The organism is Vibrio sp. 05-20-BW147 (assembly GCF_013369385.1).
Lineage (GTDB): Bacteria > Pseudomonadota > Gammaproteobacteria > Enterobacterales > Vibrionaceae > Vibrio > Vibrio floridensis.
The window spans coordinates 1-18,532 of sequence record NZ_SZTO01000007.1 but is presented as its reverse complement, the minus strand read 5'-3'; the positions used below and the strand labels follow the sequence as shown (position 1 = coordinate 18,532).

13 protein-coding genes and 1 pseudogene are annotated in these 18,532 nt (G+C 45.4%); all 14 read left to right on the top strand.

The genetic code is table 11. The features are described 5' to 3' along the window. Positions 1-1,329, top strand: a complete 1,329-nt coding sequence (gene tssL, locus FC652_RS07650) for a type VI secretion system protein TssL, long form (RefSeq protein WP_176298108.1) — start codon at positions 1-3, stop codon at positions 1,327-1,329. Further along, positions 1,307-4,831 carry a type VI secretion system membrane subunit TssM gene (gene tssM / locus FC652_RS07645; RefSeq protein WP_176298107.1) on the top strand — a complete coding sequence of 1,175 codons (3,525 nt, stop codon included), beginning with the start codon at positions 1,307-1,309 and terminating at the stop codon, positions 4,829-4,831. The genes tssL and tssM overlap by 23 nt, the downstream gene beginning before the upstream one ends. Next, complete coding sequence (tagF, locus tag FC652_RS07640) at positions 4,813-5,508, top strand: type VI secretion system-associated protein TagF (protein WP_011081394.1); 696 nt, start codon at positions 4,813-4,815, stop codon at positions 5,506-5,508. The genes tssM and tagF overlap by 19 nt, the downstream gene beginning before the upstream one ends. Positions 5,509-5,518: 10 nt before the next feature. After that, a complete protein-coding gene (locus FC652_RS07635) occupies positions 5,519-6,313 on the top strand; it encodes a PP2C family serine/threonine-protein phosphatase (RefSeq protein WP_176298106.1) in 795 nt (264 codons plus the stop codon). Continuing rightward, positions 6,313-7,446, top strand: a complete 1,134-nt coding sequence (gene tssA / locus FC652_RS07630; protein WP_080537366.1) for a type VI secretion system protein TssA — start codon at positions 6,313-6,315, stop codon at positions 7,444-7,446. Before FC652_RS07635 ends, tssA begins: the two co-directional genes overlap by 1 nt. A 16-nt stretch (positions 7,447-7,462) precedes the next feature. Next, positions 7,463-7,975 carry a type VI secretion system contractile sheath small subunit gene (gene tssB, locus FC652_RS07625; RefSeq protein ID WP_011081391.1) on the top strand — a complete coding sequence of 171 codons (513 nt, stop codon included), beginning with the start codon at positions 7,463-7,465 and terminating at the stop codon, positions 7,973-7,975. A gap of 11 nt (positions 7,976-7,986) precedes the next feature. Continuing rightward, on the top strand, positions 7,987-9,480 hold the full coding sequence (gene tssC, locus FC652_RS07620; RefSeq protein WP_011081390.1) for a type VI secretion system contractile sheath large subunit: 1,494 nt from the start codon (positions 7,987-7,989) through the stop codon (positions 9,478-9,480). Beyond that, entirely contained in the window at positions 9,411-11,018 is a 1,608-nt protein-coding gene (gene tssC, locus FC652_RS07615) for a type VI secretion system contractile sheath large subunit (protein WP_130191511.1), read from the top strand. The genes tssC (FC652_RS07620) and tssC (FC652_RS07615) overlap by 70 nt, the downstream gene beginning before the upstream one ends. A gap of 10 nt (positions 11,019-11,028) precedes the next feature. Continuing rightward, positions 11,029-11,832, top strand: coding sequence for a type VI secretion system accessory protein TagJ (locus FC652_RS07610; RefSeq protein ID WP_176298105.1), 804 nt, complete (start codon positions 11,029-11,031; stop codon positions 11,830-11,832). Then, a complete protein-coding gene (tssE, locus tag FC652_RS07605; protein ID WP_176298104.1) occupies positions 11,829-12,302 on the top strand; it encodes a type VI secretion system baseplate subunit TssE in 474 nt (157 codons plus the stop codon). The genes FC652_RS07610 and tssE overlap by 4 nt, the downstream gene beginning before the upstream one ends. Further along, positions 12,299-14,125 carry a type VI secretion system baseplate subunit TssF gene (gene tssF, locus FC652_RS07600; RefSeq protein WP_176298103.1) on the top strand — a complete coding sequence of 609 codons (1,827 nt, stop codon included), beginning with the start codon at positions 12,299-12,301 and terminating at the stop codon, positions 14,123-14,125. The genes tssE and tssF overlap by 4 nt, the downstream gene beginning before the upstream one ends. After that, positions 14,122-15,090, top strand: coding sequence for a type VI secretion system baseplate subunit TssG (tssG, locus tag FC652_RS07595; RefSeq protein WP_108679038.1), 969 nt, complete (start codon positions 14,122-14,124; stop codon positions 15,088-15,090). The genes tssF and tssG overlap by 4 nt, the downstream gene beginning before the upstream one ends. 13 nt (positions 15,091-15,103) lie before the next feature. Then, the gene (tssH, locus tag FC652_RS07590) at positions 15,104-17,668 is read left to right on the top strand and encodes a type VI secretion system ATPase TssH (RefSeq protein ID WP_176298102.1); all 2,565 of its coding nucleotides are present in this window, start codon (positions 15,104-15,106) and stop codon (positions 17,666-17,668) included. Positions 17,669-17,883: 215 nt separating this feature from the next. Beyond that, positions 17,884-18,360: pseudogene (locus FC652_RS07585) on the top strand (Hcp family type VI secretion system effector); the annotation flags it as partial. Between the last annotated feature and the right edge of the window lie 172 nt (positions 18,361-18,532).

Here is an 18,532-nt window from a genome sequence, read left to right as displayed (position 1 = left end):
ATGGACGAAACGATTGTAAAACCAACCCCTGGGCGTAAAAAAGCACCGCAGTCGACACCTGTTGCATCGCTTGAAAGCGATAACACGGTTCTCTTTACGCAAAATAGTAAAGAAACGCGTGAAACGAGTATCGTCGCGTTTGGCAATAACGTACTGCTGGCAGAAGCGAATGTCATTGTTTCCTTGCTTGGCCAAATTAGAGCGACGGCCACGCACAGTGATGTCAAACAGTTACGTGAAGCATTTGTGCAAAAAATGCGTGACTATGAAAACCGGTTGAGATTACAAGGCGCAAATAGTAAGCAGATCGATATCGCACGCTACTGTTTATGTTGTGCTATCGATGAAGCAGTCCTAAATACCGAATGGGGAAGCCAATCCGTTTGGGGACACAACTCGCTATTGTCGACATTCTATTCCAATACTCAAGGCGGTGAGCAGTTCTTCATACATCTCGATGAAAGCCTTGCCGAACCCAATAAGCATTTAGATCTGCTAGAAGTCATGTATATCTGCATGAGCTTAGGTTTTTTGGGGCAATTTCGAGTTCGAGAAAATGGAATCGAGCAACATCGTTCCTTAAAAAACCGCGTAATGGATGTCCTTAAATCGCACGGTCGGGACTACAGTCCTTCACTCAACGATGATGCGTTAGCCAAAGTATTGGTTGGTGAGCAGATCGCAGAAAAAGCACCATTGTGGGTTGTTTTATCAATTACCGCGGCTGTGTTAGTCAGTGTGTACATGTACTTAAGTTATAGCCTAAACGAAAAATCCGATCAGACCTTTAGTCAGTTAATGAACTTAGTGCCGAGCAAAGAGATAGAGAACCAGAGTGCGGATTATATTTCGTCTCTTGCCGTAGCAAATCAAATCCAACGTTCGTTGGCAACGGAAATAGAAATGGGTTTGCTAAAAGTCGATGCATTACCCGATAGAGTGCGTATCACTTTTCAGTCCAATGATCTGTTTGAATCGGGCAGTGCGGAGCTTGTCGCGCATATGTTCCCTGTGGTTTCGAAAGTGGCCAGAGCACTCGAGGCGACCAATGGAAAAATATTGGTTGTCGGACATACCGATAATAACCCCATTTTTACCAGTAAATACCCTTCTAACTGGCATTTATCTCTCGCCAGAGCGACAGCGCTAACCGATCGCTTAGCATCAGCAGGCAAATTGAGTGGGCGTGTCATTCCAGAAGGAATGGGAGATGCGAGACCTTTGGTATCAAATGAAACCGCAGAAGGAAGAAGCATCAACCGTAGAGTCGAAATCGATCTCCTAGTTCAAACCCAATCAAAAATGGATGCAAACAATGGCAAAGATTAAACGTTTATTGGGGCAAAAATGGCTGATTAGCTTGACCGGGCTTGGGGCAATTTCTATTTTTATTTGGTTTGTCGGACCATTGATCGCGATAGCAGGCATAGAGCCACTGAAATCAGACTTTAACCGTTTGTTGGTTATTGTGGTTTTAGTCTTCATTTGGGGCGTGACGAATGTTGTCCGTCAACAGAAGGAGCGAAAGGAACAAGATGAAAGCATCCAAAGCCTATTAGAGGTGGATGCCCTGACCGATAAAGAAGCGGCGGCAGAAATAGACGTCATGCGCGAAAGAATTGAGAAGGCGATTCAAGTCGTGACGAAAGGTGGAAAGCGTAAGAGTCATCTCTACCAGTTGCCTTGGTATGTACTTATTGGTCCTCCTGGAACAGGTAAAACGACGGCATTAAAAGAATCGGGTCTCGAGTTTCCTCTATCAGATTCAATGGGCGTTGACTCGGTTTCTGGTATTGGCGGTACGAGAAATTGTGATTGGTGGTTTACCAATAAAGCGGTGTTGATTGATACAGCTGGCCGATACACCACGCAAGACAGCCAAGCTCATGTCGATTCAAAAGCATGGTATGGATTCTTAGGCTTATTGAAGCAATACCGTAAACAGCGTCCCATTAATGGTGCGATTGTTACCGTCAGCATCGCAAGTATGCTCACACAAACTCGCACCGAACGAGGCATGCATGCAAGAGCGATAAAAAATCGGCTACAAGAACTGAAAAATCAATTGGGTATGCAGTTCCCAATTTATGTTGTGTTGACAAAGGCTGATCTCATTGCGGGTTTTAGTGAGTTTTTTACGGAACTGACCAAGGAAGAGCGAGAGCAGTTATTAGGATTTATGTTTCCACCTTCAACAGAAGACGAGCGAGGCGTCATCTCTCTATTTAACAAAGAGTTTCATGACTTACTGGAGAGACTTGATCGCCGCATGATGCAAAGGCTTGAAACGGAGCATGACCTTGACAAGCGATCTTTAATTTTTGAATTTCCAAAACAATTGCGTTGTCTTCAAGCGAATCTAGACGAGTTTCTGAACGACATTTTTGCCCAAAACAAGTTTGAAGAATCTTCAATGATTCGCGGCGTCTTTATTGTGAGTTCATTGCAAGAAGGCACGCCGGTTGATCGTATCATGTCTGAAACATCCCAAGGGCTGGGGTTGGGCAAACCTCTACTGCGGTTAAGTTCCAAAGAATCAAGCAGCTATTTTGTAAAAAACTTGTTTGAAAACGTCATCTTTAAAGAGCAGTTTTTAGGGACGGTCAATCGTCATCATCAAAAGCAAAGTGGCTGGATTCGAAAAGGCGTCTACTGCTCGTGCATGGCACTGTCTGGGGCTGCGATCACACTGTGGATGATGAGTTATCAGTGGAACAATCAACTCATTGATGAAACGGATCGTCAAGTGACTGTGGTGAATGACTTACTTGCTAAGTCTGGTCTGGACTTCGAAAATGACTTGATCCCCTCGATAAACATTCTCAATCACATCATGCGTTTCCCTATGGGTTATAGACAGCAAGATGACGAGAGAGATCGTGTGACATCGTTTGGTTTGTTTCAAGGTGAAAAAATTGGCCAATCAGCTAAGAGTGCTTATCACCAAGCACTGACAAATTACTATTCATCCTATGTTGAATCGGTACTTCTCAGTGAAATGAAGAACAATGAACAACACCGAGAATATTTGTACGAAACACTCAAAACATATTTGATGCTCTTCAACGATGACAAATTTGAGAGTGAACATGTTCTTGGTTGGTTCAATTATTTCTTTGAAAGGCAGTATCCCGGTGAACTGAATGAAGAGTTAAGAGAGCAACTCTACGCTCATACCGAGAACTTTTTGTCGCAGGCAGACAGAGGCTTATATATCAACAACGATTCAGTAACCGCTGCCAGATTGGTTCTAACAGAAATGTCGTTGTCGGAAAGAGCCTACCAAAGAATGAAACTGCAGTTCCTTAAAAGTCATGTGCCTTCATTTCGTTTAACGGACGTTCTAGGGGCTAGGGGAGTTGAGCAGTTTGAGCGAAAAAGTGGCAAGCCATTATCGATGGGGATTTCCGGTTTCTACACGTACAACGGTTTCCATAGCATCTTCCAATTGCAACTGGGTCGTATGGTAAAAGCCTTGATGGAAGAAAACTGGGTGTATGGGGATGAGATTGACGCCCAAAACATCGACCATGATCTCGCTTTGCAAGGTGTGAGAGAGCGCTACTATCGTGACTATGTCTACGAATGGAAGACACTGCTCAATGACATCCAACTCAAAGCGGCACCAAGTTTGAAACTAAGTTTAGAGCAGAGTATGGCATTAGCGGGCTCTGAGCGACCAATTGAATCGCTGCTTAAAGCGGTACAAAAAGAGGTGGCATTAACGAAAATTTCGCTAAGCAACAACGAAAAAGCGGCAGCTGAAGTCGCTGGCAAAGTTGCCAAAGTGAAATTTTCAAATACGGCGGACAAACTTGATTTATATCGTCCGGAAGAGGGCAATACGTTTGATATTGCGCTTCCTGGAAAAGAAGTGGAAGCCGAGTTTGACGATCTTGTTAGGATGACAGACCAAGACTTTGACGATATTCATCTCGCACTGAGTGGTTTAAAAAGTTATTTGGCCGATCTCTCTAGCTCAGGAAATAATCAGAAAGTCGCCTACAAGAGCATCTTAAATGGCACCGTGACAGGAGAAGTTGCCGCGTCAATTGAACATGCTAAACAGCTTTTACCCGCTCCGTTCAACAACTGGCTAGGTGAACTTTCCGAGGAATCGGTCAAGTTAGCGGAAAAAGGATCGCGATCTCACCTTAATACGCTATGGGTTAACAAGGTTCTTAAACCTTATGAGCGCAGCATCAAAGGCAGGTATCCGTTTGAGCCAAGAGCGAAAACAGAAGTGACGTTAAAGGACTTCAGTCGATTCTTTGGCTACGGCGGAACACTTGATGCGTTCTTTGTCGAATACTTGGAACCGTTTGTCGATACGTCGAGAAGTGTGTGGCGCTTCGAGAAGGAAATCGGTGTCAGTCAAGAAACACTCGCCGTATTTCAACGCGCAGATCGCATCCGACAGTCATTTTTTGAACTCGACAATACACTGAAAGTCGATTTTGCAATGAAACCGATATACCTAGACCAACATATAACCAGCTTTGTACTGGAAGTTGGGGGGCAGAATCTTGCATACCGACATGGGCCAGCAAGAGTAAAAAATCTGTCTTGGCCAGCTAAGCGTTCAGCGACAAGAGTGGTTTTCACACCACCCGATTCGATTCGTGAAATTGCTTATACCTATGAAGGTGAATGGGGCATTTTTAAGTTGCTTGATCAATCTCTGAAAGCAAGGCCGCAATCTCGCAAAGACAACATCGTCATGATTGATTTGAAAGGCAACAAAGTTCAACTGGAATTGATTCCTAAGAGTACGATGAACCCATTTTGGTCGAGTGATATGGAGAGTTTCCGATGTCCGCAAACGCTATAACACCAAGCTGGGGCTTTATAGGCAAAATTCCTGCGAAAGGGGATTTTATAAAGCAAGACTTGCCGAAACCTTTTGCGGATCTTTTCCACGACTGGCAGCAGGCGATTATCGCCGTTAGCAAAGAACAGCTACAGGAAACATGGCAAAGCCATTTTCTAAACGCGCCAATTTGGCATTTCGCATTGGACAGTGGTGTAACCAATGACGCCACGATCATCGGAACGATGATTCCTAGCGTAGATGCTGCTGGACGGTACTTCTTTTTTACATTAGCCAGGCCCGTTCTTGGTGATGCCGTGAGCTATTGGAGCTGTCGAGATTGGGCCAATGAATCGCAAGATCTGGCGTTAACCGTGCTGGACGACCATTTTACCTTCGACGTTTGGAGTCAGAATCTACAGTCCGGCACAGAGTTAATTAACGCTATTTCGGCAGAAACGTTACCGGTTTCCCAAAAGAAACTGAGCGGAGAAAACCTCTTTATTAAGGAACATACAGAAACCAATGTGATGAGTTTGCTCTCTCATGTTGTTCGACAGCAGTTCCCTAAGCCGTGCTACTGGTGGACGGATGGTAATGATGCCATCGAGCCGATGATGCTAGTCATGGATGGTTTACCTCAAATTGGCAAATTTGCCGCAATGTTGGATGGGCAATGGCAGAAATGGAATTGGTAACGGTGATCGAATGAGTTGGAGTTTATTTACATTTTCCAAGACACACGCAGGTAAAGTCCGCCCTTACAACGAGGATGCGTTGTTGGATATGACCGCAAGGCGTGTATGGGTTGTTGCAGATGGCATGGGTGGGCATTCAGCTGGCGATGTTGCGAGCCAAATGCTTGTCGATCGCATTGAAAGATTTGTTCTCGACACACCCGATTTCGGCATCGATGAATTGCGTCAGATGATCGAAGTGGCCAATAGGGAAATTTTCCAGTACGCCCAAGTTCACCTCGATGGCAAAACCATGGGTTCCACCGTTGTGCTGTTGTTCCTACAGGACGGTTATTTCCATTGTCTGTGGGTTGGTGATAGTCGCATTTACCTACTCAGAGACAATCACTTGGTACAAAAGACGCGAGATCACAGCCAAGTGATGGAGCTAGTTGAGCAGGGACTGCTAGCGGAAGAAGATGCAGAAAAGCATCCTTTAGCCAATGTAATAACGAGGGCGGTTGGCGTCGAAGAGACGGTGAGAATTGACCAACAGTCGGGGCAGTTGCTTCATGGCGATCAGTTTCTCCTTTGCAGTGACGGTTTGACTAAAGAGCTTAGTAATAGCGAAATACATCAGATTATGTGTGCAGACTCGGTTAATCAGTCTGGTCTTGCACTTCTTCACGCAGCGTTAGTGCGGGGGGCAAATGATAATGTTACGTGCGCATTGATCAAAGTGGCCAAAGAAAAGCAATTGGTTCAAGAGGGCGTGTCTCATTCCTCTGATGCAACGGTGCCAGTCTATGCAAGAAGGAGGGTGTAATGAGTCATCACTATGAGGAGTTCACTTGGTTTGAGCCGGCCTTACTGCCAATTTCTGCCGAGCAGCCAGCAGGTGTGGATCCAAGAAGTGACATTACACCTCAGTCACTCTATTACCGACTGAAAGACCAGAGAATGCAGGCGAGAAATATTGAGCGAAATGCCATTATTGAAGAAGAGCCTATTCTTAACTATGCCAACCTTTGGCAAGTGTTTCTTGATGAAGTTCCGCAGGCACTGGCGTCACAAACCAAAGATCTAGAGTACGTGGCATGGCTTATCGAAGCGTTAACTCGCCTTGATGGTTTTAAAGGAATGGCGGTTGGCTATGAGCTGGCCACCTACTACTTAGAAAATTATTGGGCAGATCTGTATCCAATGCCGGATGAAGATGGCCTAGAAACAAGAATTTCGCCCATCATCGGCCTGAATGGCATTGATAATGAGGGGACGCTCATTTTTCCGTTATCGTGCATACCCATGACCGAAGGGCTGTCAGAACAACCTTATGCGTATTGGGAGTATCAACAAGCTTTGGACTTGGAGCGCTGTGATGAGGATAAGAAACGAGCCAAACGCGATCAGGGTGTCCCTGAGTTATCTGACATTACCCAAGCCGTCAAATCGTCGAGCAGTCAGTTCTACCAAAGACTGATAGAGGATCTAAATAGAGCGATAAGTTCTTTTGAACGATTTTCGCAGGCTTTGGATAGTGCGTGTGAAGAAGTCACCCCAAGTTCCTACATTTCTCGAAAGTTAGATGCAATACACTCGGCAATTATGCATTTGGCGAGTGACAAAATGATCAAGGTTTCAAAAGAAACGAATTCAGATGAACCATCGCACTCTGCTTCTAGTCACGAAGGCGAGATCGATGGACGAGGGCAGGGCGAAGCTAATTTTCAGTTATTGGCCGCTAACATGCACTCTCGTGAACAGGCCATAGTGCAGTTGCAACGAGTGGCTGATTTTTTTCGTGAAACAGAACCACATTCACCCGTTTCATACACGATTGAACAAGTGATTCGATGGTGTGGAATGTCTTTGCCAGAACTCCTGGCAGAGCTTATTTCCGATGGAGACGCCAAGAAAGGCTATTTCCGTTTGGTTGGCATAGCAGACAAAAATGAGTAATTAAAGGGAGAACGATATGACTAGTATCCACTCGAAATTATCGCGAGTACGGAAGCCACGTGTTCATATTACCTATGATGTTGAAACAGAAGGCACATCACTGAAGAAAGAACTTCCGTTTGTAGTGGGTGTGATGGGGGATTTTGCTGGCCAAAATACTGAAGCCCTCAAACCACTAAAAGACCGTCGTTTTATTCAAATTGATCGAGACAACTTTGATGATGTACTCAAGAAAATGAGTCCATCAGTGGAGTTTAAAGTGAAAAACACGATGGTGGATGACGGAACTGAATTTGCGGTCAATCTGCAGTTCCAATCGATGAAGGATTTCGAACCCGCCTCGATTGTTAGACAAGTTGATCCGCTTCGTCAATTGATGGACACACGCAATAAATTGCGCGACCTAATGACGAAAGTTGACCGTTCAGAAGAGCTAGAAAACGTGCTTGAAGCGGTTTTGAACAACACCGACAACCTATCTAAATTGGCTGATGAACTCAAGTTAGGCCAAGAAGAGAAAGCGGAGTAAGGGACTGCACAATGACAACACAGCTTGAAACCCAATTAGACCCCACCGTTGAAGGCCAGAGTTTTTCCTTCCTCGAACAAGCGATTGGCGCGACCAAACAAACGGAAGCGTCGAGAGCAGAAGAGTTAATCAAAACATTAACAGAAGAAGCTTTAAAAGGTACGGTAACGTGGAACAAAAACCTAACCGTGACGTTTCGTGAAGCCATTACTGCTTTGGACAAAAAGATTTCCGAACAGCTGTCTGCGGTGATGCATCACCCTGAGTTGCAAAAGTTGGAAGGAACGTGGCGTGGGTTGAATTATTTGGTGATGAACTCGGAAACAAGCTCCACGTTAAAGATTCGTATGGTGAGTATGACCAAGAAAGAGCTGCACAAAGATTTAAGTAAAGCAGTGGAGTTCGATCAAAGCCAGGTCTTCAAAAAAGTCTACGAATCAGAATTTGGTAGTGCTGGTGGTGAGCCATATGGTGCGATCATTGGTGACTATGAATTTACGAATCATCCAGAAGATATTGAAACGCTGCGTCTTATGTCGAATGTTGCGGCAGCCGGTTTTTCTCCATTCCTTTCTGCAGCCTCACCTGCGTTGTTTGGTTTTGACGAATGGACGGAATTGTCGAAGCCTAGAGATTTAGAGAAAGTATTTGAGTCGCTCGAATACACTCAGTGGCGCGCATTCCGTGAAAGCCAAGACTCACGCTTTGTCAGCTTGACGATGCCGAAAGTCCTTGCTCGACTTCCTTATGGACAAGCGACATCGCCAGTCGAAGAGTTTGGTTTTGAAGAGTTTTCCGTAGACGAAACCACCGGAATTGCGGTGAATGCGCAGCACAACGACTACTGCTGGATGAACTCGTCGTATGTACTGGGAGCGAAGCTCACTGACGCATTTGCCAAGTATGGGTTCTGCACGGCAATTCGTGGTGCTGAGGGCGGTGGCCGTGTCGACAATCTGCCAACGCACTTCTTTATGAGTGACGATGGCGATCCGGATATGAAATGCCCGACCGAAATTGGCATCACTGACCGTCGCGAATCCGAGTTAGGTAAACTGGGCTTCCTGCCTTTATGTCACTATAAGAATACCAACTACGCCGTATTCTTTGGTGCGCAAACCTGCCAAAAACCAGCCAAATACGATTCGCCAGATGCCACTGCGAATGCTGCAATTTCTGCGCGCTTGCCTTACATGATGGCGACCTCTCGTTTTGCGCATTATCTCAAGGTCATGGCGCGAGATAAGATTGGTAGCTTCATGGAAGCAGAAGACGTTGAGTCATGGCTAAATCGATGGATCCTTGGCTACGTCAACGCGTCGGAAGGCGGTGGTCAAGAGATCCGTGCGAAATACCCGTTGGCGGATGCGCGAGTGCAGGTCAGAGAAGTTCCTGGAGCACCGGGTGCTTACAACGCGGTAGCGTGGCTTAAGCCTTGGCTGCAAATGGAAGAGCTTACAACGTCTCTCCGTTTGGTAGCGAAAATCCCTCAGTCTGGCGGATAAGAGAGGCTAGGGACTGGCATAACAAGCCAGTCCCTCATATTGATATGAATTTCATCGAAATTGAGCAACTTTCCCACGATTTACCGACACCAGAGTCTGCTTTGGAGAATGGTATTTGGATGGCGCATTTTCTTGATGCCAAGACGATGACGCAGATGGTGAGCTATTGGGTTGAGATTTCTGGAGCGAAAACGAAACAAGAGTTTGTTCACAGCATCATCAGTGCCATTGAATCGATTGACAGGGAAGTGAGCGCTCAACTGGATGAGATTCTGCATCACCGACAAATGCAAAAGCTTGAAGCGACCTGGCGAGGCTTAAATTACCTTGTGCAGCAGAAAGATCACAATGCCGGAGATCTCGTAAAGGTCAAAGTCCTATCTTGTACGTGGGAGGAGCTGAAGAAAGACAGTGAGCGAGCGATAGAGTTCGATCAATCCGCACTGTTTAAATTGGTCTATCAAAACGAATACTCGATGCCAGGGGGAGAGCCGTTTGGTTTATTGATTGGTGACTATTATCTCTGTGGTGGTCAAAACGCCATGGTGGTTGAAAGAGAAATCAACATATTAAGGAAAATTGCGCAGTCGGCAGCAGCGGCGTTTAGCCCTTTCATTATGTCGGTCGAACCGAGTGTTTTTGGTTCAGATTACTTTGAAAACATCGCGTCGATGACGAACGTCTATGCCCAATTTGAGCAAAACGAATACGTGAGTTGGAAACGACTACGAGCCGAAGAGGATGTTCGGTTTATTGGTTTAACGCTACCCAACCTTTTATATCGTCAGCCATATCAAAGTGACGGCTCGAGATCGGATTCTTTTGTTTATAACGAACGAATTCGAGATTCGCACCAAGATTTGTTGTGGGGAAATGCCGCCTATTCCTTTGCCGCGGTCATTGTTAGAGCATTTCAAGAGCATGGTTGGTTTACACACATACGTGGACATAAAACAGGGGACTACTCTCAAGGCATTATCCAGCCTCCTTCTTTATGTCAGGTTGATTTACCAGGAAAGGGAGGGCGATATCGCGCACCTCTCAACTTAAAAATAACGGAAAAAAGAGAGCAAGAGTTGGCAGATTGTGGATTTATCCCTCTGTCTCCCGTCGCTGAAACGCCGTTTGTTAGCTTTACTTCGAACATCTCTTTACACAAACCTCAGCAGTTTGCTTCCAAGGGAGCCAGTGTAAATGCACGTTTGTCTTCGATGTTGCAATACACCTTATGTGTTTCAAGAATTGCTCACTATTTAAAAGTGATGGGAAGAGATCGGATTGGCAGCTATCAAGATGCCCAATCGATAGAACGAGATTTTCAGGCGTGGCTTCATAAATATACCACTGCGTCTGATGAGGCTTCGGATGAACTGAGAGCAAAATATCCGCTTAACGAAGCCAAAATAAAAGTCACTGAAAAGCTAGGTAGCCCAGGAAAATATTATTCGGTGATCCACCTACGGCCCCATTTTCAACTGGATCAAATGGTTTCATCGATCAAGTTGATTACGGAGTTGTCTCCTGAGCATATTGTATAAGGAAATAAACATGTCAGATTGGCAAGACCACCTCAGTCGAAGCGAGCTCGAACTCGCCAAAGAAGCGCTGATTAAAGAAATTAAATTGGCGCCCAAAAACGCCACTATTCGCAGCAAGTTTATTGAACTGCTATGCATTATGGGCGAGTTTGAGCGCGCGGATGAACAGTTAATGCAGTCCATTAAGTTGTTCCCTGAGTATTTGCCCGGCGCAAGCCAAATTCGTCATCTGGTTAAAGCTGCTCAAGCAAGAAAGGACTTTTTTGCAGGCGCCGCATCAGCGCAATTCATAGAGGGTACCGAAAAACTGGGTGAAACGATTGTTCAGTTCATTTTGGCGCAAAAAGAGAACAACCATGAGGAACTGATCTCGGTGTGTGAGCGTGCAGAGCAATCCCGTCAAGCACTCCAATTTGAAATTAATGGTGTGCGCTATGATGATGTGAGAGATCTCGATGATCGATTGGGGGGCTTCATTGAGCTCTTTTCTTCCGCAGGTAACTATTTCTTAGTTCCGATGGACGATATCCATTACTTGGAACTCAAACCCGCCACCAACATGTTGGAAACACTATGGCGACCATGCGAGTTCGATATTCAAGGACTTGGCGAAGGTGAAGCTCATTTCCCAATGACGTACGTAGATTCCGAAAGTGGCAACCAAAAACTGGGCAGAGAAACGGACTGGAAAAATGTTCTAGGTACGGATCACTGCATCGGTCAAGGGCAAAAGATGTGGTTAGTTGGTGACAATGCGCTTGCTTTGAGCCAATTAGAACGAGTCGCCTTGGCTGTGGAAACCACGATTGAATGAGAGAAACAGGTCTAGTCCCATCCCTCATGGATAAATTGACGGACAGTGATCCTCTGAGCAGCATTGATAGAGACTTTCCATTAACGCGGCATGCGTTGATGGATTCACTCAGACGAGATCTTGAATCATTACTCAACAGCCGTATCAACTGGATGACGTTGTCAGATGAGCTACGTGAAATACAGACGTCTATCTTGCGATATGGTTTGCCAGATTTCTCATCAATGCCATTTAGCAGCGCGGATGGGCAACAGGTTCTGTGCCAACGAGTGAAAGAAACCATTCAACAGTATGAACCTAGGCTCAACTATGTGTCGGTCGCCATTGCAGAAGACAAAAATCCGTTAGATCGAATTTTAAAACTCAGAATCAAGGCGACCTGCATGATTGATAATAACGAGCAGGAGTTGGTTATGGATTCGGAAGTTGAGCCCGTCAGTCTAGGGATAAAACTGAGTAGAGCGAAATGAGTGAAGATTTTCTGAAATACTACAATCGAGAACTCGCGTATTTGCGTCATAAAGGCCATGAATTTGGGGAACAATACCCTAAGATTGCCGCTCGATTGCGAATGAATGATGAAGTCGTTGAAGACCCTCATGTATCAAGGCTTCTCGAAGGGTGTGCTTTTCTCTCTGCTCGTATACGACAAAGCTTGGATAACGCGTTTCCACAGCTAACCGAAGCGTTAATTGGGCAGCTATTTCCCGATTTTCACGCCCCCATTCCGTCAATGTCGATTGTGCAGTTGAAAGGAACGACCTCTTCGTCGGCGGCGTTTACGGTGGCCAAAGGAGAACGTGTCACGATCACGGCACCGGGATACCAAGAGTGTGACTTCAAAACATGCTGTGCCACACAAGTTCATCCTTTTGATGTCACTGACGCCCAGTTTGAAAATGCCCCTTTTAGTGGCACAGAATGTCGTATGGAGCTCGCTGCCAAGTCAGTGCTCAAACTCGAAATTCAATCGAACAATGCTGAGTTGAGCCTATCCACTCTGGATGATTCATGCCTGCGATTCTATCTGAGTGGTCAACGACAAGCCGCTCTGCAGCTTTACCAACAAATTTTTCAATCCTGCATTGGCCTAAGCTTGGTACAAGGAGGTCGATGCAAAAAAGAGCTCACGCCACGTCACATACGTTCATTGGGCTTCGACGACCAAATACAAGCGGTTCCATACAGTAAGCGTAGCTTTTCTGGCACGCGTCTATTGATCGAGTACTTGCACTTCCCCGAAAAATTTCTCTTTTTTGAGCTGACAGACTTAGATCTCTCAGTTCTCGCTAGCGAACAAGGGAAAGCGGAAATCTGGCTCTATTTTGCAGAGGGCAACGACTGGTTGGAGAAACAAGTCTCTGTCGAAAATATCGCCTTAGGAGCAGTTCCGGTTGTCAATCTTTATCAAGCGAAAATGAAGCCAATGAGGGTGCAAGCCTCTGAATATGAATATCAACTGCATCCAGAGCACTGCGATCCAGAGTCGAGTGAAGTGGTCAGTATTGATGACGTCACTTTAAGAAACTGGAATAAGGTCTTCGAAAACTTGCCCCCTTACTATGCGGGGACGCATACCCACTATCAAACGCAATATGATCTGTTCTGGTTAATGCGTAGAGAAGATAGAAACTGGGCTGGTGGTTTTGATGAACCCGGGCGGGAAGTGTTCGTATCACTGGTTGATCGTAAGCACCAATTGTTTGCTCCCGATGCGAAAGAAAGTTGGTTGATGTCGATCGACACGTGGTGTTGCAATCGTAATCTCCCCGCCAAAATTCCGTTTGGTGGAGGGCTTCCTTTGGTCACATTGCCTGAGAGTCAGGACAATTTTAGTCGCGTTCGTTGCTTGACCACGCCAACCGAAACCATTCGCGCCGAAATGGATGAGACGACTCGATGGCAGTTTGCAAAACTGATTACATTGGATCATTTCTGCAATCAACAAGGAGCGGAAACGCTCAAGCAAATCTTGAACTTGCTGGCTTTTAGAGGTTCGCCAGAAACCAAAGCAATGATCGATTCAATTAAAGGTATGTCGACAAAGATGACGACTGGGCGTGTGGTACAAAATGGTCGGGTCGGTTTTTGCCACGGCAGCGAAATCACCTTAACGATTTCCGATCAGATTTTGTCTCGAGAACAGATCTTTTTGTTAGGAAACGTGCTATCGAGTTACTTCTCACAATTCGCTGAAGTCAACACGTTCACACGGCTACTGATTAAGCTCTCCTCCACTGGGGCGTTATTCCATACATGGCCATCGATGGCGGGAGAGAGAGAGCTGTTATGAAAAGTGAAGATTTTCTCGCTGAGATTGAATCGCTACCTCTCTTTACCGCGATACATTTGATCGAGACTCATCTACTGCAGGCAGATAGTCATCTGGGTTCTGATGCGTTACCAAAGAATGAAAAAATCCAGCTCACAGTCTCGCAACGTTTAGGTTATGAGGCGCGAGAGCTGATAAATGTCGTGTCAAATTGCCAGAGCAATAAATTAACCTTACAAACCAACATCATCGGTTTAACCGGTGAGCAGGGGGTACTGCCGAGTCATTACAGCGAGCTGGTTATGCAAAGGGCGCGTGAAAATGACACGGCTATGAAGGATTTCTTCGACATTTTTAACCACAGACTGCTCTCTCTCTACTACCGGTGTTGGCAGTCATACCAATTGCCCGCACAACTGCGAACGCAAGATAAGAAATCAGCGGCGTCGCCCATTCAGACCGTCCTCTCCTCTCTGACTGGCAACCAGGACGATGAAGCGATTTTCTTTGGCGGTATGTTTACGTCAAAGCGTCGAAGCCGTGCATACATCAAAAGCGTCATTGAGTTTTATACCGGATGTGATGTGCGTTTGCATGAGTTCAAAGGTCGCTGGTTTGACATTAGTGAAGCAGAGCAAACTCGCCTTTGCAGCCGTGATAGGCCGGAAGGGCAGCACGCACAACTGGGATTGGGGGCCATGCTTGGTAAGCAAAGCTGGAACATGAGTTCTGGATTTGATGTCGAGTTGATTGCAAAGGACCCTGATTCATTAGCGGCGTTGCTCCACACCGAACGATTGGGTGAGACCAAGCATTTGATGTGCCGCATGTTGGGGACGAGTAAGCGTATTCGTTGGACTTTAACCGCTCGTAGAGCACAACTTCCTAGCGCTAACTTAGCAAAAGGAAGAGGTCGATTAGGCAAAGGCAGTATCTTAATGCCGAGCCTATCGAACGCAAATAAACAAATAACGATAACAATTTAAAAAGGATTTAAGAATGGCATCTCTTTCACTATCCGCGTTAGTTGACAAGTTAACCCCTGAAGCGAAAAGAGCATTAGAGCAAGCCGCTGCTTTGGCGAGCTCAAGAACCCACCACAGTATTGAAATGACACATTGGCTGCTTACGCTAGTGCAAAGTGCTGGGCCTGATGAAATCGAACTGTATCGTTCGTTTAAGGTTGATCTGAACCAACTGCAGACAGATTTCACTTTGCAATTAGAGAAGTACAAAACGGGCTGCCAAACTGTACCGGGGTTGTCATCCCATACGGTCACCATACTACAGAATGCGTGGATGACAGCGACGATTGCGTTTGAAGCAGAAAAAATTGCTGCTGTTCATTTGCTTCATGCCTTCCTCTCTGACGACACGCTGTTTGCCCTATCTTCGACAGTAAGCAAAGAGTTAAGCAAAATTCAACCTAGCGCGTTAATCGAATACGCTCAGACTCATGTTGAACTGGCTAATCAAATTCCCAACCACAGAGCTTCTACACAAGCGTTGGATCAATTTACGATAGATCTGACAGAGCAAGCAGAGCTGGGGCAAATTGATCCGGTGATTGGTCGCGATGATGAAATTCGGCTGATGACGGATATTCTTCTGCGACGCCGTCAAAATAACCCTATCCTGACGGGTGAGGCGGGGGTAGGTAAAACCGCCGTTGTCGAAGGACTTGCGCTAAAAATCGCTCAAGGGGATGTGCCTCCCGCGCTTAAAGCAGTGAGAATTAAATCGCTTGATTTGGCGCTACTCCAGGCCGGTGCTGGTATGAAGGGCGAGTTTGAAAATCGATTGAAGAACGTGGTCAAAGAAGTCAAAGAGTCAGCGGTGCCTATCGTACTGTTTATCGATGAAGCGCATGGATTGATTGGTGGAGGGGCGCAGGCTGGTCAAGGTGATGCTGCGAACATACTTAAGCCCGCCTTAGCCAGAGGGGAGCTACGCACGATCGCCGCAACCACATGGGCTGAATACAAAAAATATGTAGAGAAAGACGCAGCTCTGACCCGTCGTTTTCAAGTGGTTAAAATAGAGGAACCCTCACCTGAATTGGCGATAGAGATGCTGCGTGGCCTCGTTCCTGTCATGGAAAAACATCATGGCGTCCACATTACTACCGAGGCACTCAAGGCTGCCGTCTTTCTTTCTTCTCGCTACATTAGCGGCCGTCAGTTGCCAGACAAGGCGGTATCAGTTTTAGATACCGCGTGCTCTCGTGTTGCTTTGAGTCAAAACTCGATACCAGGGCTGCTTGATCAGAAATACAAAAAACGCCAAATGATAGAAGCTCAACAGCTTCAGCTCACCAATGAACTTGCATTTGGTCATTCTCATCAAACAGCTCTTGACGAACTTGAGAGCAAGTTGTCGCTCCTTCAAAATGAAATTCACCAACTAGAGACAACGTGGCGAGATGAAGAAGGCGCAGTCAAGCAGGCCAAAGTGCTCCGTGATTCCATTTTGGCAGAACCATCTGCAGAGAAAGCCAATCAGCTGCAATCCATTGAACAGCGGTTATCGTCTAACCCGATGCCTTTGGTGTTTTCGCATGTTAACGAAGCCCTAATCGCTGAAATTATTGCAGGCTGGACAGGCATACCATTAGGCAAACTAAAAAGCGATGAAATAAAAGCGATTCTAGACTTACAGCAACATCTGCAAGAGCGAGTGGTCGGCCAAGATCACGCGTTGAGTAAAATGGCGGAAGTGATCAAAACCGCGAGAGCACAGCTCAATGAAGAATCAAAACCTAACGGTATCTTTTTCTTGGTAGGCCCAAGTGGTGTCGGTAAAACGGAATCTGCGTTGGCCATTGCTGAGCAAGTGTATGGTAGTGAAGAAAACATCACCGTCATTAACATGTCTGAATTTAAAGAAGAGCATAAAGTCTCGTTACTGCTGGGCTCTCCTCCGGGCTACGTTGGGTATGGCGAAGGTGGTGTGCTAACGGAAGCCGTGAGAAGAAAACCTTACAGCGTCATATTGCTTGATGAAATGGAGAAAGCCCATCCGGGTGTACAGGATATTTTCTATCAAGTGTTTGATAAGGGCATGATTAAAGACGGTGAAGGGCGAGACATCGATTTCAAAAACACCATCATTATCATGACTTCCAACTCTGGGACGGAAACAACAATGGAGTTATTCCAAGATCCAGAGCTTGCTCCGGATCCGGAGGCACTCAAAGAAGCGCTACGAGACGATTTGTTACAGGATTTCAAGCCCGCTTTTTTAGGTCGAGTGAATGTCATTCCTTATATCCCTTTGCACCGTGATGTATTGGAGAAAATCACCGCGCTGAAACTCTCCAAAATTCAGAAGAGGATAAAAACAAACTATAAAGCAGAAGCGGTGATCAACGATCGCTTAATTAATAGTATTGTTGACAGCTGCAATGAAACGGGCAGTGGCGCGCGTGCTCTTCAAAATGTGATTGAAAATAAGGTGCTGCCTAAAATATCTGAATCCGTATTAAATGCCATTCTTAATGATATAAGAATTAATAAAATTGAGATAGAAGGTGAAGTTGATGACTTGTCTATCTCAATCGTCTAATACTTTTTTATGATTTTTAGTTAATTGAGAATTGCATCTAACATGTTTAACAGATGTTCGTTATTCACTACAAAATAGCGAGCATCTCAGTTATAAAAGTGTGTATTTAATTTTACCTATTTAATACATTTATTATTAATTCTAAAGTTCTTATTCTAGTAAGAAAATCTGACTCTTTTTTGAGTTTTATTAATCAAATGCTATAGGAGACTAGCATGCAGTCAAATACCTACCTGAAATATGCTGATATTAAAGGTGAAGCTACCGCAGAACAGTACAAGGATATGATTACTCTTCTTTCAGTTGATTGGAGTGTAGGTCGTGAAATTTCTTCTTATACTGGTACCGCAATGGATCGTGAAGCAAGCTCTACTCGTCTTTACGATATGACCATTACCAAACTTCAAGACAAAGCATCCCCAGATCTGTTCAAAGAAGCCACGATTGGTAAGGGTAAACCCGCTGTATTCCATATCACTAAGCAGGGTGAAAAAATCGAAGAAATCATGAAAATTCAACTAACGGATGCCATGATTTCTAACTATGCAGTGTCAATTCAAGACGACCGTCCAATTGAAACAATCACCATTTCTTACACAGAGATGATGATGACGGTGACGCCTACTGATGACAAAAACAACACATCTGCTCCGTTGGTATACGGTTACAGCGGTGTTAAAGGTCAACAAATGTACAGGGCGGGATCGCACTTTGTTAACAAATATGATCTAATTGTGCCAAACCCTCAGCAGCACAGTCATTTTGAACCTTATTGAACACTTATCTGTTGTAGAAGATACTCGCTCGGACATCAACCAAAAACACGACCTTATCGATGTTATGTTCCTTGTTATTAGCGCTATC